Raw genomic sequence first — 24,064 nt, 5'->3', positions numbered from 1 at the left:
CTCATTCCCCCTTAGCGACGACCGCCGGCACCGCGAGGTGCTGGGCCGTCTTGGAGTTCCTGTGCCTTACGGTCACGCGCAGCGGGGTCGTGTTCCATGATCTCGCCTTTAAAGATCCATGTCTTGATCCCGATGATGCCGTAAGCGGTGGCCGCTTCGACATGTGCGTAATCGATGTCGGCACGCAATGTGTGCAGCGGCACGCGACCCTCACGGTACCATTCGGTACGCGCGATTTCAGCCCCACCGAGACGACCCGCGAGGTTCACGCGGATGCCCAGTGCGCCCATGCGCATGGCGTTCTGCACGGCACGTTTCATGGCGCGGCGGAAAGACACCCGGCGCTCCAGCTGCTGTGCAATGCTCTCACCAACCAGATGTGCGTCCAGCTCGGGCTTGCGAATCTCAACGATGTTGAGGTGCAGTTCCGATTTGGTCATCTTGGCGATCTTCTGGCGCAGCGTCTCGATGTCCGCGCCTTTCTTGCCGATGATGACACCGGGGCGTGCGGTGTGGATCGTGACGCGGCACTTCTTGTGCGGACGCTCGATGATCACACGGGCAACACCGGCCTGGTGGCACTCTTTCTTGATGAAGTCGCGGATTGCGAGGTCTTCGAGCAGAAGATCACCGTAATCCTTGGTGTCGGCGTACCAGCGGCTATCCCAGGTGCGGTTCACCTGAAGACGCATACCGATCGGATTGACTTTGTTACCCATCAGGCTTGCTCCTCAACTTGACGCACTTTGATCGTGATCTCGGCAAACGGCTTGATGATCTTGCCGAACCGGCCACGGGCCCGCGGGCGACCGCGCTTCATGGTCAGGTTCTTACCGACATAGGCCTCGGCCACGATGAGTTCATCGACGTCCAGGTTGTGGTTGTTCTCGGCGTTGGCAATCGCGGACTGAAGGCATTTCTTCACGTCCTGCGCGACCCGCTTCTTGGAGAAGGTGAGGTCGGTCAAAGCCTTGTCCACGGACTTGCCACGGATCAGAGCTGCAACCAGGTTCAGTTTCTGCGGGCTGGTGCGAAGCATGCGCAGTTTTGCCATTGCTTCGTTGTCTGCCACGCGGCGGGGATTCTTATCCTTGCTCATGGCTTATTTCCGCTTCGCTTTTTTGTCGGCGGCATGACCGTAGTAGGTCCGAGTCGGGGAGTATTCACCGAACTTCTGACCGATCATGTCTTCGCTGACGTTAACAGGGATGTGCTTATGACCGTTGTACACGCCAAACGTCAGACCCACGAACTGGGGCAGGATCGTGCTGCGGCGCGACCAGATCTTGATCACTTCGTTACGGCCGCCCTCGCGGGAAGCCTCTGCCTTTTTGAGGACATAAGAGTCAACAAAAGGACCTTTCCATACTGAACGAGCCATTGATTAACGCCCCTTCTTCTTGGCGTGACGCGAGCGGATGATAAGCTTGCTGGACGCTTTGTTCTTGTTGCGGGTCTTGGCACCCTTGGTCGGCTTGCCCCAGGGGGTAACCGGGTGACGACCACCAGAGGTCCGGCCTTCACCACCGCCGTGCGGGTGGTCGATCGGGTTCATCACCACACCACGTACAGAAGGACGGATGCCCTTGTGACGCATGCGGCCCGCTTTACCGTAGTTCTGGTTGGAGTTGTCGGGGTTGCTGACGGCACCAACGGTGGCCATGCATTCCTGACGCACGAGACGCAGCTCGCCGCTGCTCAGACGGATCTGAGCGTAGCCACCGTCACGACCCACGAACTGGGCGTAGGTGCCGGCGGCACGTGCGATCTGACCGCCCTTGCCGGGCTTCATCTCGATGTTGTGGACGATCGTACCGATCGGCATGCCCGAGAAAGGCATCGCGTTGCCGGGCTTGATGTCCACTTTGGCGCCGGCGATGATCTTGTCGCCGATGGCCAGACGCTGGGGGGCCAGGATATAGGCCTGCTCGCCGTCTTCGTACTGGATCAGTGCGATGAAAGCGGTCCGGTTGGGGTCATATTCGATCCGCGCGACAACAGCGGACATGTCCAGCTTGTTCCGCTTGAAATCAACGATACGGTAGAGGCGCTTTGCACCACCACCTGTACGACGCATTGTGATTCGTCCGGTGTTGTTCCGACCGCCAGATTTGGTCAAACCCTGAGTAAGGGCTTTGACCGGGCGGCCTTTCCACAGCTCCGAACGGTCGATCAGTACCAGTCCACGCTGGCCTGGCGTCGTCGGTTTGTACGACTTGAGTGCCATGTTCTCTGTCTTCCGTTTGCTTGGCACGCCCGCATCGAAACGAAGGCGCGTTGGTTGTAGGGCCCCGAAGGTCCCCTGTGGGAGTGGTGAATGGGCGGTTATCTCTTGCGAGCTAAGCATCCGATCCACCGGGATCGTTCAAATAGCCAAACCCCGGACGAATCCGGGGTCTGGGCCGATGGGGTCTGATAGGGGGGATGCTGCGGGGGGTCAAGCGGTAAGCGGCAGATGTTTTGCCCGGAGCGCCGAACCATGCCGAAAGCCTGGCCGCGCCGCCCTAGCCTGACAGCGACTGGGCCTCTGCGCAAAGGAAAGGAAGCCTATCGAATGCGAGGCGCCCTTCCCCATTATTCCTGCAGCGCCCCACCTTCCGCCATAGCGCGCCAAGCAGACGTCACGCAAAAAAAGAAGGCGCCGAAGCGCCCTCTCTCGATAGCTCATGCGAAACACGCGGTGGGTTTAGTCAAGCCCGACGCTCTCGGCCAAACGCATGCCCGGCTCAAGGATTTTGACCTCGGCTTCGTTGAACTCCGGCATGCTTTCCAGACGCTCTTCGGTCACGCCGGGAACGATCACTTCGTCTTCACGCAGGATCAGCTTCTCCACTGGAATGGCGACTTCGTTCTCGCCCATACCAAGGAAACCGCCAACGCCGATGATCGCAACAACGGTGTCGCCACGGACGCCGATAAAGTCGATTTCACCAACATCTTCACCGGTCTCGGTGGCAACGCTGCGGCCACGGAGGTCATCTGCGGTCAGGTTGAAGATCGGCAGACGCTGAACGTCGCGCTGGTACCGCGCACGGTCTTCCTCGGCCATACGGCCCTGCTCGTCTGCGTTGAAGTCTTCCATCAGAACGCGGGCTTGCTCCTGCTCGACGTCGATGTCGGCTTCCTCAGACCCTTCGACCTGCACGCGAGGCTCTTCCGCTTCCTCGACCACGACATTCGCATCGTCGCTCTGTTCAACGTTCACGTTGGCTTCTTCCTGCTCCACATTCACGCGGGCGGCATCGGATTCAGCAACATTCACATCGGCGTCGGCCTGCTCAACCGTGACGCGCGGCTCGGCTTCTTCGATGGTGATCTTGGGCTCAGGGCGCACGAATTTCACGACGGGCTCTGGCTGCTCAAGGTCGACAATCGGCTCGCCCGTGTCCACGTCCACCTGTGGCTTCGGCACCTGCACGGTCACGACCGGCTCGGGGATGCGCACGGTCACCTGGGGCTGGGCCTGCTCAACGGTGATGACGGGGGCCTGCTGCTGCACGCGCACGGTCGGTTCCGGCACCTGCACGGTCACTTCGGGCTGGGCCTGCTCAACGGTCACGACGGGCGCTTCCTGCGATACGTTGACGTCTGGCTCCGGCACCTTCACGTCGACATTGGCGTCTTCCTGCTCAACAACGACCTGACCACCGGCGACATTGGCCGTCGCGGCGGCGTCGGTGTCGACGTCAATCTCAGCGGCGGTGCCGTCTTCCATCTGGGCTTCGGCTTCGGCGTTGCGCTCGATCGTCCGCTCAACGTCTTCTGTCGCGTCCTGCGCCAGCACGGGTGCCGCGGCAAAAAGAGCGACTGCGGATACGCCAGCCATGAGTGTCTTTGTATTGATCATAAGGTCTCTCCCATCAGGTCAAAGAAATTTGCAAAGCGGTGGCCCGCCTCAGCTTCCATGGAGAAACAACAGGCAATTTCCTGCTCTGTTCCAAAGAAAATTTCCTGAGTTTTTTGGAACTTTCGTGCGGCTCAATGCATGATTGTTCCGGCGCCGCCCTGCGGACGACCATAGGGCGAAGAAATCCCTGATCTGAAAGCAAAAACAGCCCCCGCAAGAACGGGGGCTGCCACAGCGTTGCAGGCGCAAATTTGGACCGGCGGCCTCAGGCGGCCTTGCGCGCCTGGGCGAAGGACAGAAGCCTTTTGGTGTTCTCATCCCAAAGATGCAGCCGCGCATTGGCCAGACTTTCGCGGATCGTCATGCGGTTGCCCTCGGCCAAAGGCGCATGGTCGCGGAGCACCTCGGGCAGCCGGTAAAAGGGGATGCGGCTATAGAGGTGATGCACATGGTGAATGCCGATATTCGCGCTAAGCCACTGCAAAGGGCGGGGCAGGATGTAATGCGAAGAGCCGTGGAACGCGGCGTCATGTAGATCCCAATTCTGGTTCTCCTCCCAATGGGTCGTCTCAAACTGATGCTGGACGTAGAAGAGCCACATGCCCGCCGTCGCTGCCAAAAGCGTGCTGGGCACAAAGATCAGCAGGATCGGCATGATGCCCCCGAAGTAAAAGATCACCGCCAGCGCGATCAGGATCGAGGCATTGGTCCCCATGGCGCTGAGCCAGTAACGGGTTTTCGCCATCAACCCGATGGGCAGCCGGTTCTGTAGAAAAAACAGATAGCTCGGCCCCAGCCCAAAAAGCACCACGGGATTGCGGTAGAGCCGGTAATGCAGCCGCCCCAGCGGCCCCATGGCACGGTATTCCGCAACCGTGAGGGTGTGCACATCGCCAATGCCGCGCCGCCCCAGATTGCCGGCCGAGGAATGGTGAATCGAATGGGTCCGCCGCCAGACGTCATAGGGCGTGAGGGTCAGCACCCCCAGAATACGCCCCACCCAATCGCTGGTCCGGCGGCTGTTGAAAAAGGCCGCATGGCCGCAGTCATGCTGGATCGCAAAGAGCCGCAAAAGGAAACCCGCATTGACCAGCGATATGCCCAAGGCCAGCCAACCGCTGACCGAGAGCGCCCACCAGGCCAGCGCCCAGAGCAAAAGGAAGGGGCCAAGGGTGACCGCCAGTTCAAAACTGCTGCGCCAAGTGCTTGGCTCGCGGTAGCGGGCCAGCACCCTGACCCAGTCGCGCGCGTTCGACACGTCCGAAGGCGCGCCAGAGGATACATTTTTGTGGGACATCTATCTGCTTTTTATCGTTGTCAGTCGTCTTGTAGAGGAAAGCGCGCCGCAAGCAACGTAGGACGGGCCCCTTAACAGCGGGTTTCCGACCGCTTGGGCCAGTTTTGGCCGGTTTCGCCGATTTGCGCCCCACCACGCCCGGCCCTATGATGGCCTATGGACAGGATATATCCGCCCTTTCAGACCCCAGACGTCCAAGCCGCCTTTGCCGCCTTCCCAAAGACGGCGCGCCCCGGCCTGCTGGCCCTGCGGCGCCTGATCTTTGATGTCGCGGAAGAGGCGCAGGGCGTCGGGCCGCTCGCGGAGACGTTGAAATGGGGCCAACCCGCCTATCTGACCCCTGTCACCAAATCGGGATCGACCCTGCGGCTCGGCACGCCAAAATCCGGCGGCATCGCGCTTTACGCCCATTGTCAGACCACGCTGATCTCGGACTTCCGCAGCGCCTTCCCCGAGACCTTTGCCTATGAGGGCAATCGCGCCGTGCTGCTGGCGGAGGATGCGCCGATCAGCGATGGGCCTTTGCGCCTGCTCATTGCCGCGGCGCTGACCTATCACCTGTGATACGAAAAAGGCCCCCGCAACGCGGAGGCCCTTCCCAATTCTCGTTACCGCGGCTCAGAGCCCGGTGGAGACGTCGATCGTGTTGCCCTCTTCGAGCGTCACATAGGCCTTCTTCACGTCCTTGCGGCGGCCCATCTGGCCCCGGAAACGCTTGACCTTGCCTTTGGTGATGGACGTGTTCACGGCCTTCACCTTGACGTTAAAGAGCGCCTCGACGGCCTCTTTGATCATCGGCTTGTTGCTTTCAATCGCCACTTCGAAAACGACAGCGTTCTGTTCGGACGCCATGGTTGCTTTCTCGGTGATGATCGGCTTGCGGATCACGTCGTAGTGTTCGTGCTTGGCGCTCATTTCAGGCGTGCCTCCAATGCTTCGATCCCCGCTTTGGTGATCACCAGAGTGTCACGCTTGAGGATGTCATAGACGTTTGCGCCCATCGACGGCAAGACATCCAGCCCTTCGATGTTGCGCGCGGCCTGTGCGAAGTTCTCGTTGACCGAAGCGCCATCGATGACCAGCGCGCGTTTCCAGCCAAGGTTCGACACCTGTTTGGCCAGAGCGGCGGTTTTGCCCTCGGAGGTTGCTTCGTCGATGATGACCAGCGAACCGGCTTTCGCTTTGGCGCTGAGCGCGTGGCGCAGACCCAGCTTGCGGAACTTTTTGGTCAGCTCATGGCCGTGGCTACGCGGGGTCGGACCTTTGTAGATACCACCCTTGCGGAAGATCGGCGCGTTGCGGTCACCGTGGCGTGCGCCGCCGGTGCCCTTCTGGCGATAGATCTTCTTGGTCGAATAGCTGGTCTCGGACCGAGTCTTGACCTTATGCGTGCCCTGCTGCGCGTTGTTACGCTGCCAGCGCACGACGCGGTGCAGGATGTCGGCACGCGGCTCCAGGCCGAACAGGGCTTCGTCCAGGTCTACGGACCCGGCGTTGCCACCGTCGAGTTTGATGACATCGAGTTTCATGCGTCACCTTCTTTCTTGTCAGCGTCGGCATCGGAATTATCAGCATCCGACCCTTCAGCTGCGATTTCAGCTTCTGCGGCTTTCAGCGCTTCGGCTTCCTGTGCGGCTTGCTCTTCGGCCAAACGCTTGGCTTCGGCTTCGGCCTCTGCGGCGGCTGCGGCGGCGGCCTCTTCGGCGGCTTTCGCGGCTTCGTCAGCGGCGGATTTCAGAGCGGCGGGCAGAATCGCGTCTTCGGGGAACGGCTTTTTGACCGCATCCTTGACGGTGACCCAGCCACCTTTGGAGCCAGGAACGGCGCCTTTGACCATGATCAGGCCACGCGCGCTGTCGGTCTTGACGACTTCGAGGTTCTGCGTGGTGACACGGGCAGCACCCATGTGACCGGCCATTTTCTTACCTTTGAAAACCTTGCCGGGATCCTGACACTGGCCGGTGGAGCCGTGCGAACGGTGGGAGATCGACACACCGTGGGAGGCCCGCAGACCGCCAAAGTTGTGACGCTTCATCGCACCGGCAAAACCTTTACCGATCGAAGTGCCTGCCACGTCAACATACTGACCGGCGAAGTAATGGTCAGCGGTGATTTCCTCACCCACGTTGATCATCGCGTCCGCGTCGACGCGGAACTCGGCAACCTTGCGCTTGGGTTCCACTTTCGCAGCTGCGAAATGGCCACGCATGGCTTGGCTTGTGCGTTTGGCTTTCGCCGTACCGGCACCGAGCTGAACGGCGGTGTAGCCGTCACGGTCTGCGGTGCGTTGTGCGACAACCTGAAGCTTGTCCAACTGAAGCACGGTCACAGGGATCTGCTTGCCGTCTTCCATGAACAGCCGGGTCATGCCGACTTTTTTTGCAATAACGCCTGAGCGCAACATATGATTACCCTCCCGGCTTTACGATTGCAGCTTGATCTCGACGTCCACGCCAGCGGCGAGGTCGAGCTTCATCAGCGCGTCCACGGTCTGGGGGGTCGGATCAATGATATCCAGCAGACGCTTATGCGTGCGGATTTCAAACTGGTCACGGGATTTCTTGTCAACGTGGGGACCACGCAGAACGGTGAATTTCTCGATTTTGTTCGGCAGCGGAATGGGCCCGCGGACCGAAGCGCCTGTGCGCTTCGCGGTGCTGACGATTTCCTGTGTGGAAGAATCGAGCACCCGGTAGTCAAACGCCTTCAGGCGAATGCGGATGTTCTGGCTTGGAGCGGCCATATGCATATCCCTTGTTTTGGGATTTCAACGGATTGGAGGAAGCAGGCTCATCCGGCCCCCTCATCGCGCCTTGGTATCAAATCAAACGGGGCGCGTCTGACGCACCCCGGTGATGGGCGTCCTATAGGGGGAATCAGAGCGGGGGGCAAGAGGGTTCTAAAAACCCCCGTGTTTTTAGAACCAGTGCGCAAAGTCATGCCGGCGACGGCGTGACAGCGCACCCCGCCCGCGTTCAACCCCAACCGAACCATGCACCGACTTCCCTGTCTCCTGCGGGCTCCACAGAGCCCCCTCCCCCCCGCAACGCAAAAGGCCGCAGCAGATGCTGCGGCCTTTCGTTTGTCCGGGACGGGCCCGAGAGCCCGACCGTTCCGATTACTCGGTGATCTTCGACACAACACCCGCGCCAACAGTCCGGCCACCTTCGCGGATCGCGAAGCGCAGGCCGTTTTCCATGGCGATCGGAGCGATCAGCTCAACGCCGAAGGAGACGTTGTCGCCCGGCATGACCATCTCGGTGCCTTCGGCCAGTTGAACGGTGCCGGTCACGTCAGTTGTCCGGAAGTAGAACTGCGGACGGTAGTTCGCGAAGAACGGCGTGTGACGGCCACCTTCCTCTTTGGTGAGGATATAGGCTTCGGCTTCGAACTTGGTGTGCGGTGTCACGGAGCCGGGCTTGCAGAGAACCTGACCACGCTCAACGCCGTCACGCTCAACGCCGCGCAGCAGGGCGCCGATGTTGTCGCCGGCTTCACCACGGTCCAGCAGCTTGCGGAACATTTCCACGCCGGTGCAGGTGGTTTTCTTGGTGTCGCGGATGCCGACGATTTCGATCTCGTCGCCAACGTTGATCACGCCACGCTCGACACGGCCGGTCACAACGGTACCACGACCGGAGATCGAGAAGACGTCTTCGACGGGCATCAGGAAGGGCTGGTCCACGGCGCGCTCGGGCGTCGGGATGTACTCGTCCACGGCGGCCATCAGCTTCTTGATCGCTTCTTCGCCGATCTCGGGCTTGTTGCCTTCCATCGCCGCCAGAGCGGAACCTGCGACAACGGGGATGTCGTCGCCGGGGTAGTCGTAGGAGGACAGCAGCTCGCGGATTTCCATTTCCACCAGCTCAAGCAGCTCTTCGTCGTCGACCTGGTCAACTTTGTTCATGAAGACGACCATGGCGGGGATGCCAACCTGACGGCCGAGCAGGATGTGCTCGCGGGTCTGGGGCATCGGGCCGTCGGCTGCGTTCACAACCAGGATCGCGCCGTCCATCTGCGCGGCACCGGTGATCATGTTTTTCACATAGTCCGCGTGGCCGGGGCAGTCGACGTGGGCGTAGTGACGGTTCTCGGTCTCATACTCGACGTGCGCGGTCGAGATGGTGATGCCGCGGGCCTTTTCTTCGGGCGCGCCGTCGATCTGGTCATACGCCTGGAAGTCACCGAAATACTTGGTGATCGCCGCGGTCAGCGTGGTTTTACCGTGGTCAACGTGGCCGATTGTGCCGATGTTGACGTGTGGCTTGTTACGTTCAAACTTTGCCTTTGCCATGTGTTGGCTCCTTTTGGTCTTCTAGAACGGTGCGTGCAGCGCACGCACCCTACGGTTTGGACTGGGGTGCGTGGTTGCCCACGCACCGCATTGCTTATGCAAACTTGGCCTGAATCTCGTCCGAGATGTTCTGTGGCACAGGCTCGTAATGGTCGAACTGCATGGTGAAGTTCGCACGACCGGAAGACATCGAACGCAGCGTGTTGATGTAGCCGAACATATTGGCCAGCGGTACGAAGGCGTCGATCGCGATGGCATTGCCGCGCGTGTCCTGACCCTGCACCTGACCGCGACGCGACGTCAGGTCACCGATGATGCCACCGGTGTATTCTTCCGGGGTCACAACTTCGACCTTCATGATCGGTTCCAAAAGCTTGGCGCCGGCTTTCTTCATGCCTTCGCGCATCGCCATACGGGCGGCGATTTCAAAGGCCAGAACGCTGGAGTCAACGTCGTGGAACTTACCGTCGATCAGGGCCACCTTGAAGTCGATGACCGGGAAGCCTGCCAGCGGACCGGAGTCCAGAACCGACTTGATCCCCTTTTCCACGCCCGGGATGTATTCCTTGGGAATAGCACCACCGACGATACGGCTCTCGAAGGAGTAACCTTCGCCCGGCTCGGTCGGCATCAGGATCATCTTCACTTCACCGAACTGACCCGAACCACCCGACTGTTTCTTGTGGGTGTAGGTGATTTCGGCCTCTTTCGAGATCGTCTCACGGTAAGCCACCTGCGGTGCACCGATGTTCGCCTCAACCTTGAATTCACGCTTCAGACGGTCAACGAGAATGTCGAGGTGAAGTTCGCCCATGCCCTTCATGATGGTCTGACCGGATTCCAGATCGGTTTCGACGCGGAAGGAGGGGTCTTCGGCGGCCAGACGGGCCAGACCTGCGGACATCTTTTCCTGGTCGGCCTTGGTCTTCGGCTCAACCGCGATCTCGATCACCGGATCGGGGAAGGTCATGGTTTCCAGAACCACCGGATCATTGGCAGCACAGAGCGTGTCACCTGTGGTGGTGTCCTTCAGACCGGCCAGCGCGATGATGTCGCCCGCAAAGGCTTCTTCGATCTCTTCACGGTTGATGGCGTGCATCATCATCATCCGACCGACGCGCTCTTTCTTGCCTTTGGTCGAGTTCAGAAGGGTGTCGCCCTTCTTCAGCACGCCGGAATAGATCCGGGTAAAGGTCAGCGAGCCCACGAAGGGGTCGTTCATGATTTTGAACGCAAGGCCAGAGAACGCCATGTCATCATCCGCACGGCGCGGGATGTTCCGGGTTTCTGTCTCATCGCCCGGCTTGAAGCCCATGTAGTCAACAACGTCCAGCGGGCTGGGCAGATAGTCGACAACAGCGTTCAAGAGCGGCTGAACACCTTTGTTCTTGAAGGCGGAGCCACAGAGAACGGGGATGAATTTGATGGCCAATGTGCCCTTGCGGATCAGGTCGCGCAGGGTGTCGACGTCGGGCTCGGCGCCGTCCATCAGGTAGTTTTCCATCGCCTCATCGTCCATCTCGACCGCGGTCTCGATGAGCTTGGCGCGCCATTCATTGGCCGAGTCCTGAAGGCTCTCGCGGATGTCGCGCTGTTCCCAGCCGGCACCCAGATCTTCGCCGGACCAGACCCATTCCTTCATGGTGACCAGATCAACGATGCCTTCCAGCTCGTTCTCGGCACCGATCGGGATCTGGATCGGCGCAGGCGTGGCACCTGTGCGGTCCTTGATCATGTGAACGCAGTTGAAGAAATCCGCGCCGATCTTGTCCATCTTGTTGACGAAGACGATGCGCGGCACCTTGTAGCGGTCAGCCTGACGCCACACGGTTTCGGTCTGCGGCTCAACACCGGCGTTGGCGTCAAGCACGGCAACCGCACCGTCGAGAACCGCCAGCGAACGCTCAACTTCAATGGTGAAGTCAACGTGGCCGGGGGTGTCGATGATGTTCATCCGGTATTTGGTGTCGGATGTCGCATCGGCTGTGGGCTCTTCCTGACGCTGCCAGAAAGTTGTGGTCGCGGCGGAGGTGATGGTGATCCCGCGTTCCTGCTCCTGCTCCATCCAGTCCATGGTGGAGGCGCCGTCATGGGTCTCACCCAGAACGTGGTTTTTGCCGGTGTAGAAAAGGATACGCTCAGAGCAAGTGGTCTTGCCGGCATCAATGTGGGCCATGATGCCGAAGTTGCGGTAGCGTTCTAGCGGATAGTCGCGTGCCATAGGGCTGCTTCCTCGAAAATGTCAGTACGAACGGATCGCGCCCGAAACCGGGCGCGACGTTGAAATTACCAGCGGTAGTGGCTGAACGCCTTGTTGGCGTCGGCCATCTTATGCGTGTCTTCGCGCTTCTTGACCGCGGTACCACGGGATTGGACCGCGTCCATCAGCTCGCCGGCAAGGCGCTCTTCCATGGTGTTTTCGTTGCGCGCACGGGCGGCTTTGATCAACCAGCGGATCGCCAGCGCCTGACGACGCTCGGGGCGCACTTCGACCGGCACCTGATAGGTGGCACCACCGACGCGGCGCGAGCGGACTTCGACGGAGGGCTGGATGTTTTCCAGCGCTTCGTGGAACACCTCGATGGGCGCACGCTTGATCTTGGTCTCAACGCGGGTCATCGCGTTATAGACGATGCGTTCGGCGACAGATTTCTTGCCGTCGATCATCAGGTTGTTCATGAATTTGGTGAGAACCAGATCGCCGTATTTGGCGTCTGGCAGGACTTCGCGTTTTTCAGCGGCGTGGCGGCGTGACATGTCAGTGTCTTCCTCTTGGCGGGTGGTGGGGTCTGGCCCCACCCTACATCGAATGGATGGGTGGGGACGCGCCCCACCACTGCGAGATTACTTCGGACGCTTCGCGCCGTATTTGGAGCGACGCTGCTTCCGGTCTTTAACGCCTTGGGTATCGAGAACACCGCGCAGGATGTGGTAACGCACACCGGGAAGGTCTTTTACACGACCGCCGCGGATCAGAACCACGGAGTGTTCCTGAAGGTTGTGGCTCTCGCCCGGGATGTAGGAGATGACCTCAAAACCGTTGGTCAGGCGCACTTTGGCAACCTTACGCATGGCCGAGTTCGGTTTTTTCGGTGTGGTTGTGTAAACCCGTGTGCAGACGCCACGCTTTTGCGGGCACTCCTGCAGGTGCATGGATTTCGAACGTTTGACTTTTGGCTGTCGCGGCTTGCGGATCAGCTGCTGGATCGTTGGCATTCCGGTTATATCCCCGTATCGCTCAGATTGTGTACACGGGGGATCCCCCATGCGGCTAAATTCGGCTACTTCATGCGTCCACAAAGCAAAATTACCGCAACGTTCCCGTACCGAGGAAAACGAGGCGGTGGGTTAACAGAGGATCGGGCCAGTAGTAGGCCGGATCGTGACCACTTGAGTTATGATGTCGGATTGGCAGAGCGGCCTCCACCTCCGAGATAGCGGGCGTATAAGACGTTGTGCGCAGCCTGTCAACAGCCCGCGCGGCACGGCTGCAAGCTTATGCCAAACCCCGCCCCCGCGCGCCCTTGTCAGAGGTAACCTTCCTTGGTCATAGTCGCAACACAAGGCGACGAAAGGCAATTTCATGCAAGCGATAGGGCTATGCCGCTTCTCCTACCCTGCCCTGGGCGGGTTTCAGGTCGGGCATGAGACGACAGAAGAACGTATCGCCTATCTTTATGACGAGACACGGCTGGAAGAGCGATTCCGCCTGTTGGAAACCGTTGCCCTGCCCTGTCTCAAGGCCCAGACCGACCCGGATTTCCATATGGTTTTCGTGGTCGGCGATCAGTTCCCCGCGCGGCATCTGGCACGGCTCGAAGCCCTGCTCGCCGATCTGCCGCAGGCGGTGATCCATCAGGAACCGCCGCGGCGCCACCGCGAGGTGATGAAAGAGGTGCTGAACGCGGCGCGGATCAATCCCAAAGCCCCCTGTCTGCAATTTCGCTATGACGACGATGATGCGGTCTCGGTCGATTTCATCGCCCGGCTGCGGCAGGTGGTGGAACGGAGCGCGGGGCTGCTGGAGGGCGCACGCTCGGTCGCCTTTGATTGGCCGCAGGGCTATGTGGCCGAGTTTGACGCCAGCGGCATTCGCGCGGCGGACCTCTACCGCCCGCTCAACGTTGCGGCGCTGGCGATGTATGTGAAAGGCGGCAGCCCGCTGACCATCATGAACTTCGCCCATGAAAAACTGCCCCGTTTCATGCCCACGCTGACCCTGCCTGACGCGGCGATGTTCGTGCGCAGTCACAATGGCTCAAACGATTCGCGGAAAGGCACCGCGCGGCAGCTACAGGTCGCGCCGCTTGACGCCGACGGGGTTGCGCTCTTCCGGGACCGTTTCGCGATTGACGAGGCCCATGTGCGGCAGGTCTTCTCAGCCTGACAGCTTCACCTTGCCCTCGCGGTAGAGCGTGAAAATCCCGGTGGCGACAACGATCGTCGCCCCGATCAGGGTCAGCGGCCCCGGCCAGTCGCCAAAGACCAGCCAACCCAGCAACAGCGCCCAAAGCAGCCCGGTATAGCGAAACGGCGCGATGAAAGAGACATCGCCCGCCCGCATCACCTGGATCGAGAAGAAATAGCCCCCCATGACAAAGACCGCCGAGCCCCCGACGAGCAGCGCCAGATCCACCGTCACCGGCGCCCAGGGGGTCGAGAGCGAGGCCAGGCCCGCCGCCGCCATGACCGACAGCGCGGTGATCAGCGTCACGGTCATCGAAGGCACGGCCGGCGAAAGCGCGCGGGTAGACAGATCCCGCACCGTGACGCAGAGCACCGCGATCAGCACATAGATCGACCAGATGTTGAACCCCTCGGCCCCCGGTTTGACGATCAGCAGCACGCCGCAAAAACCGACCGCAATCGCCGACAACCGCCGCCAGCCCACCGCCTCGCGCAGCACCAGCGCCGAGGCCAGGGTCACCGAGAGCGGCACCACCTGCAAGATCGCCGTCACATTGGCGAGCGGCATGCTGAACAACGCCGAAAGGAAGAAGTAAGCCGCCGCCACCTCGGCCACCGACCGCAGCCCGATCACCTGCCAATCCCGCCGCGGCAACTGCCATGTGATCCGCCCCAGCCGCCCACTGAGCGCGAGGATCAGAACCGATGTAATCGCCCCCCGCAGAAACAACAGTTGGAACAGGGGGATCGCGCCGTCGGTGGCTTTCAACATCGTATCGTTAAAGGTGAAACAGGCCATCGAGGCGATCATCAGCAGCGCGCCGATGGTATTGGGGGACATGAAAAGCGCTCCGATAAAATATGGCGCGGCCAATCATGGCGCCGCTGCACAAATGACTGGCAGCGGGCGCGAGAGCTGTCAAGAATGGTCGGCGCTTCTGAAACCGGGGGCACCGGCGCAGCGCACGCCCCTAAGCCTGATCCGGCGCGGCACCCGGCTGCGCCGCTTCGTCCAACAGCTGCCGCACTTTCGCGCGCAGATCGGACGGGTCGACCGGCTTTTGCAGAACGATGGCAGCAAGCTTTCGGAAGGAATCGTATACCTCCAGATCCCGCGACCGACCGCTCAGAAAGATGATCGGCACGTCCGAGATGGCGTCAATCTGCTTGAGGTTATGCGCAAGCTCCAGCCCGCCCATCTCCGGCATGGAGATATCCGAGAGGATCAGATCGGGCCGCAGATCCTTCACCACCTCCAAAGCGTCATGCGCATTGAGACAGGACAGAACGGCGATGTCACGGTCCCCTGAAAAGACGGATTTGACCAGTTCGAGAACGATCGGGTCATCATCGATATGCAGAATGCGGGAAGTCATGGCGACGCCTTATGCAGGGGTAAATGCAGGTGAAAGACCTACCCCGCGCGGCAGCGAGAAGAAAGCCCCTCTGCGCCCGCAAGTCGGCAGGTTTTCGCGAGGGAATGCGCCCCCGGCGGTGCGCGCTGTGGCAGGGCGGCAGGGCACAGCACGCAAGCGCGGAGGGCCACCCCAGCCCTGCGCATAAAAAAGCCCCCGCAACTTTCATCGCGGGGGCCTTTCGATTTCAGATCAAACCGACGATCAATCGCGGCTCTCGTCGTCGCCTACCGCCGTGTCGAAGACATCGCCACCGACGATATCGTCCTCGGCAGAGGCTTCGGGAGCAGCCAGAGCGGCCGCCGCTTCGGCTTCCTCACGACGGGCTTCGATCACGACATTGTCCCGATCCGTCGCCACTTTGCGCATCTGCTGGGTCGCCCCACCAGTGCCCGCAGGGATCAGACGGCCCACGATGACGTTCTCTTTCAGACCGACCAGCTTGTCCCGCTTGCCCTGAACCGAAGCCTCGGTCAGCACGCGCGTGGTCTCCTGGAAGGAGGCGGCAGAGATGAAGCTGCGGGTTTGCAGCGACGCCTTGGTGATGCCCAGCAGGATCGGTTCGCCCTTGGCCGGACGGCCGCCCTTCTTGAGCGCCTTCTCATTGGCCGTGTCGAACTCCTGCTTGTCGACGTGTTCACCCTTGAGCAGCGTGGTGTCGCCGCTTTCCTGGATTTCCCACTTCTGGAGCATCTGACGCACGATGACTTCGATGTGTTTGTCGTTAATCTTCACACCCTGCAGGCGGTAAACATCCTGCACTTCGTCAATCATGTATTCGGCCAAGGCTTCAACGCCCATGATCGCCAAGATGTCATGCGGCGCGGGGTTGCCGTCCATGATGTAGTCGCCCTTCTGCACGAAGTCGCCTTCGCCAACGGGGATGTGTTTCCCCTTCGGCACCATGTATTCAACCTTCACGTCCGGATCATCCGAGCTTTCGATCGCGATGCGGCGCTTGTTCTTGTAGTCCTTGCCGAAACGCACGTAGCCGTCGATTTCCGCAATGATGGCGTGGTCCTTGGGGCGACGTGCCTCAAAGAGTTCGGCCACACGCGGCAGACCACCGGTAATGTCCTTGGTCTTGCTCCCTTCACGCGGGATCCGCGCGATGATGTCACCCGCCTGGATTTCGGTCTGATCCTCGACGGACAGAACCGCATCCACGGACATGGGATAGGTCACCGGGTTGCCCGCATCGTTGCGGACCGGCTCGCCATCGTCACCCACCAGAATGATCTCGGGCTTCAGCTCATTGCCTTTCGGCGCCGCCCGCCAGTCGATCACGATCTTCTGGGTCATGCCTGTCGCATCATCGGTGTCATCTTTCACCGCGATGCCCGAGACGAGGTCGACATATTTCGCCGTACCGGCCTTTTCGGCAATGATCGGCAGGGTGTAGGGATCCCATTCGAACAGCTTGTCGCCGCGCTCGATGGTATCGCCATCCTTGACGAAGAGCTTGGTGCCGTAGCCGACCTTATGGCTGGCACGTTCCTCACCATTCTCATCCACGATCGACAGCTTCATGTTCCGACCCATGACGAGGATCTCGCCCGCGCTGTTGACCAAGGTCTGCGCGTTTTCGAACACGATCTTGCCGGACTGGCTCGCCTCCAGGAAGGACTGCTGGCCACCCTGAGCAACACCACCGATGTGGAAGGTCCGCATCGTCAGCTGCGTGCCCGGTTCACCAATCGACTGCGCCGCGATGATGCCGACGGCCTCACCTTGGTTAACCAGCGTACCACGGGCCAGGTCACGGCCATAGCACATCGCGCAGACACCTTCTTCGGCGTCACAGGTCAGCGGGCTGCGGATACGGGCAACCTGAACTGCCGCCGCATCAATCGCATCCGCCATACGCTCGTCGATCAGACCACCGGCAGGCACGATGACGTCATCGGAACCCGGTGCGACGATGTCTTCCGCCGCCACACGGCCCAGCAGGCGCTCGGCCAGCGAGGAGACAACTTCACCATCGTTCACCGCCGCTTCGGCGGTGATCGCGGTCTCGGTGCCACAGTCGTGCATGCGCACGATACAGTCCTGCGCCACGTCCACCAGACGGCGTGTCAGGTAACCGGAGTTCGCCGTTTTCAGAGCGGTATCCGACAGACCTTTCCGCGCACCGTGGGTCGAGTTGAAGTACTCAAGAACGGTCAGACCTTCTTTAAAGTTCGAGATGATCGGCGTCTCGATGATGTCGCCATTCGGCTTCGCCATCAGGCCGCGCATCCCGCCCAGCTGCTTCATCTGGGTGACCGAGCCACGGGCCCCGGAGTGGGCCATCATATAGACCGAGTTCGGCTCTTTCTCGGAGCCGTCCTCATGGTGGGTCACGGCAGAGATCGAGCCCATCATCGCCTCGGTCACCTTGTCGTTACACTTCGACCAGGCATCGACGACTTTGTTGTACTTTTCGCCCTGGGTGATCAGGCCGTCCATATACTGCTGTTCAAAGTCCTTCACCTGCTCACGGGTCTCTTCAACCAGCGGCCATTTGGTGTCGGGGATCAGCATGTCGTCCTTGCCAAAGGAGATGCCCGCTTTGAAAGCTTCGCGGAAACCCATGGTCATGATCTGGTCACAGAAGATGACCGACTCTTTCTGACCACAATAACGGTAGACGGTGTCGATGACCTGCTGCACTTCTTTCTTGCGCAGCAGACGGTTGACCAGATCGAACGGCGCTTTGGCGTTCAGCGGCAGAAGCGCACCAAGACGAATACGACCGGGGGTCGTATCGTAGCGCTTCATCACCTCGTTCCCTTCCTCGTCGACCTGTTTGATGCGGGCCTTGATCTTGGTGTGCAGATGCACCGCACCGGCGTCGAGGGCGTGCTGCACCTCGTCAACGGAGCCGAAGACCATGCCTTCGCCAACCATGCCTTCACGCTCAAGGGTCGTGTAGTAGAGACCCAAGATCATATCCTGCGACGGCACGATGATCGGCGCGCCGTTTGCAGGCGACAGAACGTTGTTCGTGGACATCATCAGAACACGCGCTTCCAACTGGGCTTCCAGCGAGAGCGGCACGTGAACGGCCATCTGGTCACCGTCAAAGTCAGCGTTGAAGGCCGAGCAGACCAGCGGGTGAAGCTGGATCGCCTTGCCTTCGATCAGCACAGGCTCGAACGCCTGGATGCCCAGACGGTGCAGGGTCGGCGCGCGGTTGAGCATGACGGGGTGTTCACGGATCACCTCATCCAGAATGTCCCAAACTTCGGGACGCTCTTTCTCGACCAGCTTCTTCGCCTGTTTCACGGTGGAACTGAGGCCTTTGGCCTCAAGCCGCGAGTAGATGAACGGCTTGAAAAGTTCCAAGGCCATCTTCTTGGGCAGACCACATTGGTGCAGTTTCAACTCCGGGCCGGTCACAATGACCGAACGGCCCGAGAAGTCGACGCGCTTACCCAAAAGGTTCTGACGGAAGCGACCCTGCTTGCCTTTCAGCATGTCCGACAGCGACTTCAGCGGGCGCTTGTTGGCACCGGTGATGACGCGGCCACGACGGCCGTTGTCGAAGAGCGCATCGACGGATTCCTGCAACATCCGCTTTTCGTTGCGGACGATAATGTCAGGCGCGCGCAGCTCAATGAGACGCTTCAAACGGTTGTTCCGGTTGATCACGCGGCGATACAGATCGTTGAGGTCCGACGTCGCAAAGCGGCCACCATCCAGCGGCACCAGCGGGCGCAGCTCTGGCGGGATCACCGGGATCACGGTCATGACCATCCACTCCGGGCGGTTGCCCGATTCAAGGAAGCTCTCGACCACTTTCAGACGCTTGATGATCTTCTTGGGCTTCAGCTCGCCTGTCGCCTCTTTCAGATCGGCGCGCAGGTTCTCGGCTTCGGCTTCCAGATCAATCGCCGCCAGCATTTCGCGGATCGCTTCAGCGCCGATATTGGCGGTGAAAGCGTCCATGCCATAGGCGTCTTGGGCGTCCATGTATTCTTCTTCGGTCATCATCTGACCGTATTGAAGATCGGTCAGGCCCGGCTCGATCACCACGTAGTTCTCGAAGTAGAGCACCCGCTCCAGATCACGCAGGGTCATGTCTAGCATCAGGCCAATGCGCGAGGGCAGCGACTTGAGGAACCAGATGTGTGCGACCGGCGAGGCCAGTTCGATGTGGCCCATACGCTCACGACGAACCTTTTGCAGCGTGACTTCGACGCCGCATTTCTCGCAGACGACGCCGCGATACTTCATCCGCTTGTATTTGCCGCAAAGGCATTCGTAGTCTTTGATCGGGCCAAAGATACGCGCGCAGAACAGGCCGTCACGTTCGGGCTTGAACGTCCGGTAGTTGATGGTTTCCGGCTTCTTGATCTCGCCGAAGGACCAGCTGAGGATCCGTTCGGGGGAGGCCAAGGAAACCTTGATTTCGTCAAACGCTTTCTGCGGCGTCAGCGGGTTGAACGGGTTGTTTGTCAGTTCCTGGTTCATTTTCAAATCCTTGAAAGGGGTGCGTTGGGAGGGAGGGGTGCCGCTTTCTTTTGAAGAAAGCGGCACGGAATTTTCAAAAAATTCCGTTTAGACCTCACTCATCCTCCTCCGCATCCAGGAGTTCCATATTCAGGCCGAGGCCGCGCACTTCCTTGACGAGAACGTTAAAGCTCTCCGGAATGCCCGCTTCGAAGTTATCCTCGCCCTTGACGATGCTTTCATAGACCTTGGTCCGGCCCGCGACGTCGTCCGACTTGACGGTCAGCATTTCCTGCAGCGTGTAAGCGGCGCCATAGGCTTCAAGCGCCCAGACTTCCATCTCACCAAAGCGCTGGCCACCGAACTGTGCCTTACCACCCAGCGGCTGCTGTGTGACGAGGGAGTACGGCCCGGTCGAACGTGCGTGGATCTTGTCGTCCACCAGGTGGTGCAGCTTCAAGAGGTACTTGACGCCGACGGTCACGGGGCGGGCAAACTGCTCACCTGTACGACCATCGAAGAGCACCGACTGACCGGAGGTGTCGAACCCGGCCCGCTTGAGGCTGTCGTTCACATCCGCTTCCTTGGCACCGTCAAAGACCGGCGTGGCAATCGGCACACCGCGGCGCACGTTGCCCGCCGCTTCAAGCAGCGTGTCTTCGTCCATGCCGCTGATGCCCTCTTCGTAGACATCATCGCCATAGGCCAAGCTCAGCGCTTCACGCACCGGGGTCAGATCGCCCGAACGACGGTACTCTTGCAGCGCCTCGTCGACATTCAGACCCAGACCGCGTGCGGCCCAACCCATATGCGTCTCAAGGATCTGACCGACGTTCATCCGCGAGGGAACACCCAGCGGGTTAAGGCAGAAGTCGACCGGGGTCCCATCGGCGAGGAACGGCATGTCCTCCATCGGCACCACTTTCGAGATCACACCCTTGTTCCCGTGACGACCGGCCATCTTGTCGCCCGGCTGCAGCTTGCGCTTCACCGCGACGAAGACTTTGACCATCTTCATCACACCCGGGGGCAGATCGTCGCCACGGCGGACTTTCTCGACCTTGTCCTCGAAACGTGCATCCAAGGTCCGTTTCTGGATCTCATACTGCTCGTTCAGGGCTTCGACGATCTTCGCGTCATCCTCGTCCTCAAGGGCCAGCTGCCACCACTGACCACGGGTCAGGGTTTCCAGCAGTTCCTCGGTGATCTGGCTGTTCGCCTTCACGCCTTTCGGGCCTTTCACGGCAACCTTGCCGAGGATCATGTCTTTGAGACGCGCGTAGATGTTGCGGTCAAGGATCGCCAGCTCGTCGTCCCGGTCACGGGCCAGACGTTCGACTTCCTCACGCTCGATCTGCAGCGCACGCTCGTCTTTCTCAACACCGTGACGGTTGAAGACGCGGACCTCGACAACGGTGCCGAAATCGCCCGGCTTCACCCGCAGCGAGGTGTCGCGCACGTCAGAGGCTTTCTCACCAAAGATCGCGCGCAGAAGCTTTTCTTCCGGCGTCATCGGGCTTTCGCCCTTGGGCGTGATCTTACCCACGAGGATGTCGCCCGGCTCAACGTCCGCACCGATGTAGACGATGCCCGCTTCGTCGAGGTTGCGCAGGGCTTCCTCGCCGACGTTGGGAATGTCGCGGGTGATCTCTTCCGGCCCGAGCTTGGTGTCACGCGCGGCGACTTCGAATTCCTCAATGTGGATCGAAGTGAAGACGTCGTCGCGGGAAATCCGCTCGGAGATCAGGATGGAGTCTTCGTAGTTGTAGCCATTCCACGGCATGAAGGCGACAACGACGTTCTTACCGAGCGCCAGTTCCCCCATGTCGGTCGAGGGACCATCGGCGATGACCTGCCCCTTGGTGACCTTCTCGCCCACTTTCACCAGCGGACGCTGGTTGATGCAGGTGTTCTGGTTGGAGCGCTGGAACTTGCGCATGCGGTAGATGTCCACACCTGCGTCGCCCAGCTCCAGATCCTCGGTGGCCCGGATCACGATACGCGAGGCATCGACCTGGTCGATGATACCCGCGCGGCGTGCCGTGTAGGCCGCCCCGGAATCGCGCGCCACGACCTCTTCGATGCCGGTGCCGACGAGCGGCGCCTCGGCCTGCAGAAGCGGTACGGCCTGACGCTGCATGTTCGAGCCCATGAGAGCGCGGTTGGCGTCGTCGTTTTCGAGGAAGGGGATCAGCGAGGCAGCGACCGAGACCAACTGCTTCGGGCTCACGTCGATCAGGTCAACGTTCTCGGTCGGTGCCAGCGTGTAGTCGCCGGACTGACGGGTCGATACCATCTCATTCACGAACTTCATGTCATCGTCGAGGTTGGCGTTCGCCTGCGCCACGGTGTGACGCATTTCCTCGGTCGCGGACATATAGTGCACCTCGTCGGTGACCTGGCTGTCCTTCACGACACGGTAAGGCGTTTCGATGAAGCCGTATTTGTTCACGCGGGCGAAAGTGGCCAGCGAGTTGATCAGACCAATGTTCGGCCCTTCCGGCGTTTCAATCGGGCACATCCGACCATAGTGGGTCGGGTGCACGTCGCGCACCTCAAAGCCCGCACGCTCACGGGTCAGACCGCCCGGCCCAAGCGCCGAGAGACGACGCTTATGCGTCACTTCCGAGAGCGGGTTGGTCTGGTCCATGAACTGCGACAGCTGCGAAGAGCCAAAGAATTCACGCACGGCAGCCGCGGCGGGCTTGGCGTTGATCAGGTCCTGCGGCATCACGGTGTCGATCTCGACCGAAGACATCCGCTCCTTGATCGCACGCTCCATGCGCAGCAGGCCAACGCGGTACTGGTTTTCCATCAACTCGCCAACCGAACGCACACGGCGGTTGCCGAGGTGGTCAATGTCATCGATGTCGCCACGGCCGTCGCGCAGGTCTACCAGCGCCTTGATGCAGGCGACGATGTCGTCACGGTCCAGCGTGCGCTGTGTGTCAGGCTTATCAAGCGCCAGACGCATGTTCATCTTCACCCGGCCAACAGCCGAGAGGTCATAGCGTTCGCTATCGAAGAACAGCGTGTCGAAGAGCGCGGAGGCGGCCTCGACGGTGGGCGGCTCGCCCGGGCGCATGACGCGGTAGATGTCCATGAGCGCGGTGTCGCGGTTCATGTTCTTGTCCTGCGCCATGGTGTTGCGCATGTAGGGGCCGACATTGACGTTGTCGATGTCCAGCAGCGGAATCTCGGTGATGCCGGCGTCGATCAGCTCTTTCGCGGTGCCGCCGATCAGGGTGCCGTCCTTGTCATACTCAAGCGTCAACTCATCGCCGGCTTCGACATAGATCGCGCCGGTTTCTTCGTTGATGATGTCACGTGCCGCAAATTTGCCAACGATATGGTCGAAGGGCAGCAACAGGTCTTTGACCTTGCCTTCGTCGAGCAGTTTCTTGACAGCGCGCGGTGTCACTTTCTTGCCGGCTTCGAACAGGATCTCGCCGGTGGCCGCGTCAACCAGATCATAGGTCGGACGGGTGCCGCGCACACGGTCGGGGAAGAAGGGTGCAACCCAGCCCTTGTTCTTCTCAAGCGTGTAGGTGACGGTGTTGTAATAGGCGTTCATGATCGCCTCCTGGTCCAGCCCAAGGGCATAGAGCAGGGTCGTCACAGGCAGTTTGCGGCGGCGGTCGATCCGGGCAAAAACGATGTCTTTGGCGTCGAATTCGAAATCCAGCCAGGAGCCGCGATAGGGAATGATGCGGCAGGCAAAGAGCAGCTTGCCCGAAGAATGGGTCTTGCCCTTGTCATGGTCAAAGAACACGCCCGGGGAGCGGTGCATCTGGGATACGATCACACGCTCGGTGCCGTTCACGACAAAAGTGCCGTTCGGCGTCATCAGGGGCATGTCGCCCATGAACACGTCTTGCTCTTTGATGTCCTTGACCGATTTGGCGCCGGTGTCTTCATCCACATCAAACACGATAAGACGCAGCGTCACCTTGAGCGGCGCGCTATAGGTCATGTCACGCTGCTGACATTCCTCAACATCATATTTCGGCTTTTCGAGCTCATACTTGACGTATTCAAGCACCGAAGTCTCGTTGAAATCCTTGATCGGGAAAACCGACTGGAACACGCCTGCGATACCTTCACCATCGGTGGGGGTCTCGGCGTCGCCGGAGTTCAAAAACAGATCATAAGAGGATTTCTGAACCTCAATAAGGTTCGGCATCTCCAGCACTTCGCGGATTTTGCCATAATATTTACGCAGACGTTTCTGGCCAAGGAAGGATTGTGCCATGTGTCGTGTCACCTTTCGTGTCTCTTGCCGAGCGCATCAACCACCGGGGCCGTGGTGCGCGCCCATAAGAGCGGAAAATCCGGGTCAATTCTTGGAATGCGTCCCACTGCATCCCCTC

20 protein-coding genes are annotated in these 24,064 nt (G+C 60.3%); 2 read left to right on the top strand and 18 right to left on the bottom strand.

Annotated elements, in window-relative coordinates; translation table 11 throughout:
* Positions 1–11: 11 nt before the first annotated feature.
* From rpsC to AB4M76_RS16135, 6 genes are all read right to left on the bottom strand, one after another.
* A complete protein-coding gene (rpsC, locus tag AB4M76_RS16160) occupies positions 12–719 on the bottom strand; it encodes a 30S ribosomal protein S3 (protein WP_174859664.1) in 708 nt (235 codons plus the stop codon).
* Positions 719–1,099 carry a 50S ribosomal protein L22 gene (gene rplV / locus AB4M76_RS16155; protein WP_067267968.1) on the bottom strand — a complete coding sequence of 127 codons (381 nt, stop codon included), beginning with the start codon at positions 1,097–1,099 and terminating at the stop codon, positions 719–721. The genes rpsC and rplV overlap by 1 nt, the downstream gene beginning before the upstream one ends.
* 3 nt (positions 1,100–1,102) lie before the next feature.
* Positions 1,103–1,381, bottom strand: a complete 279-nt coding sequence (rpsS, locus tag AB4M76_RS16150) for a 30S ribosomal protein S19 (protein ID WP_007118838.1) — start codon at positions 1,379–1,381, stop codon at positions 1,103–1,105.
* A 3-nt stretch (positions 1,382–1,384) separates the two neighbouring features.
* Positions 1,385–2,227, bottom strand: coding sequence for a 50S ribosomal protein L2 (gene rplB, locus AB4M76_RS16145; protein ID WP_067267965.1), 843 nt, complete (start codon positions 2,225–2,227; stop codon positions 1,385–1,387).
* A gap of 459 nt (positions 2,228–2,686) precedes the next feature.
* Positions 2,687–3,826, bottom strand: a complete 1,140-nt coding sequence (locus AB4M76_RS16140; protein ID WP_368443014.1) for a PRC-barrel domain-containing protein — start codon at positions 3,824–3,826, stop codon at positions 2,687–2,689.
* Between the two features lie 286 nt (positions 3,827–4,112).
* Complete coding sequence (locus AB4M76_RS16135) at positions 4,113–5,144, bottom strand: fatty acid desaturase (RefSeq protein ID WP_368443013.1); 1,032 nt, start codon at positions 5,142–5,144, stop codon at positions 4,113–4,115.
* Between the two features lie 156 nt (positions 5,145–5,300).
* Here AB4M76_RS16135 and AB4M76_RS16130 point away from each other — a divergent pair, with 156 nt between their 5' ends.
* Complete coding sequence (locus AB4M76_RS16130) at positions 5,301–5,708, top strand: DUF1801 domain-containing protein (protein ID WP_368443012.1); 408 nt, start codon at positions 5,301–5,303, stop codon at positions 5,706–5,708.
* 54 nt (positions 5,709–5,762) lie between these two features.
* Here the strand turns inward: AB4M76_RS16130 and AB4M76_RS16125 are convergent, their stop codons facing one another.
* From AB4M76_RS16125 to rpsL, 8 genes are all read right to left on the bottom strand, one after another.
* The gene (locus tag AB4M76_RS16125; protein WP_007118833.1) at positions 5,763–6,059 is read right to left on the bottom strand and encodes a 50S ribosomal protein L23; all 297 of its coding nucleotides are present in this window, start codon (positions 6,057–6,059) and stop codon (positions 5,763–5,765) included.
* The gene (gene rplD / locus AB4M76_RS16120; RefSeq protein ID WP_368443011.1) at positions 6,056–6,673 is read right to left on the bottom strand and encodes a 50S ribosomal protein L4; all 618 of its coding nucleotides are present in this window, start codon (positions 6,671–6,673) and stop codon (positions 6,056–6,058) included. The genes AB4M76_RS16125 and rplD overlap by 4 nt, the downstream gene beginning before the upstream one ends.
* Positions 6,670–7,548: a 50S ribosomal protein L3 gene (gene rplC / locus AB4M76_RS16115; RefSeq protein ID WP_368443010.1), complete on the bottom strand. Its 879-nt coding sequence runs from the start codon at positions 7,546–7,548 to the stop codon at positions 6,670–6,672. Before rplC ends, rplD begins: the two co-directional genes overlap by 4 nt.
* A gap of 18 nt (positions 7,549–7,566) precedes the next feature.
* Positions 7,567–7,887: a 30S ribosomal protein S10 gene (gene rpsJ / locus AB4M76_RS16110; protein ID WP_093927152.1), complete on the bottom strand. Its 321-nt coding sequence runs from the start codon at positions 7,885–7,887 to the stop codon at positions 7,567–7,569.
* Between the two features lie 375 nt (positions 7,888–8,262).
* A complete protein-coding gene (tuf, locus tag AB4M76_RS16105) occupies positions 8,263–9,438 on the bottom strand; it encodes an elongation factor Tu (protein ID WP_174859657.1) in 1,176 nt (391 codons plus the stop codon).
* Positions 9,439–9,532: 94 nt separating this feature from the next.
* Positions 9,533–11,659 carry an elongation factor G gene (gene fusA / locus AB4M76_RS16100; protein ID WP_368443009.1) on the bottom strand — a complete coding sequence of 709 codons (2,127 nt, stop codon included), beginning with the start codon at positions 11,657–11,659 and terminating at the stop codon, positions 9,533–9,535.
* A 65-nt stretch (positions 11,660–11,724) separates the two neighbouring features.
* A complete protein-coding gene (gene rpsG / locus AB4M76_RS16095) occupies positions 11,725–12,195 on the bottom strand; it encodes a 30S ribosomal protein S7 (RefSeq protein ID WP_368443008.1) in 471 nt (156 codons plus the stop codon).
* A gap of 87 nt (positions 12,196–12,282) precedes the next feature.
* Positions 12,283–12,654 carry a 30S ribosomal protein S12 gene (rpsL, locus tag AB4M76_RS16090; RefSeq protein WP_007118826.1) on the bottom strand — a complete coding sequence of 124 codons (372 nt, stop codon included), beginning with the start codon at positions 12,652–12,654 and terminating at the stop codon, positions 12,283–12,285.
* A gap of 367 nt (positions 12,655–13,021) precedes the next feature.
* Between rpsL and AB4M76_RS16085 the strand changes: the two genes are divergently transcribed.
* The gene (locus tag AB4M76_RS16085; protein ID WP_368443007.1) at positions 13,022–13,825 is read left to right on the top strand and encodes a putative rhamnosyl transferase; all 804 of its coding nucleotides are present in this window, start codon (positions 13,022–13,024) and stop codon (positions 13,823–13,825) included.
* Here AB4M76_RS16085 and AB4M76_RS16080 read toward each other — a convergent pair.
* The 4 genes from AB4M76_RS16080 to rpoB all read right to left on the bottom strand — a co-directional run bounded on the left by AB4M76_RS16080 (position 13,817) and on the right by rpoB (position 23,946).
* A complete protein-coding gene (locus AB4M76_RS16080; protein WP_368443006.1) occupies positions 13,817–14,686 on the bottom strand; it encodes a DMT family transporter in 870 nt (289 codons plus the stop codon). The two genes, AB4M76_RS16085 and AB4M76_RS16080, sit on opposite strands and share 9 nt — an antisense overlap.
* Before the next feature lie 130 nt (positions 14,687–14,816).
* Entirely contained in the window at positions 14,817–15,221 is a 405-nt protein-coding gene (locus tag AB4M76_RS16075) for a response regulator (protein ID WP_368443005.1), read from the bottom strand.
* A 243-nt stretch (positions 15,222–15,464) separates the two neighbouring features.
* A complete protein-coding gene (gene rpoC, locus AB4M76_RS16070; RefSeq protein WP_368443003.1) occupies positions 15,465–19,715 on the bottom strand; it encodes a DNA-directed RNA polymerase subunit beta' in 4,251 nt (1,416 codons plus the stop codon).
* 94 nt (positions 19,716–19,809) lie between these two features.
* Positions 19,810–23,946 (bottom strand): DNA-directed RNA polymerase subunit beta, encoded by a 4,137-nt coding sequence (rpoB, locus tag AB4M76_RS16065; RefSeq protein ID WP_368443002.1) that lies wholly within the window; start codon positions 23,944–23,946, stop codon positions 19,810–19,812.
* Positions 23,947–24,064: the final 118 nt, after the last annotated feature.

This window comes from Sulfitobacter sp. PS-8MA (assembly GCF_040933935.1).
Classification (GTDB): domain Bacteria; phylum Pseudomonadota; class Alphaproteobacteria; order Rhodobacterales; family Rhodobacteraceae; genus Sulfitobacter.
Note: the sequence above shows the minus strand (reverse complement) of the source record. Positions and strands in the feature narration are given on the sequence as shown.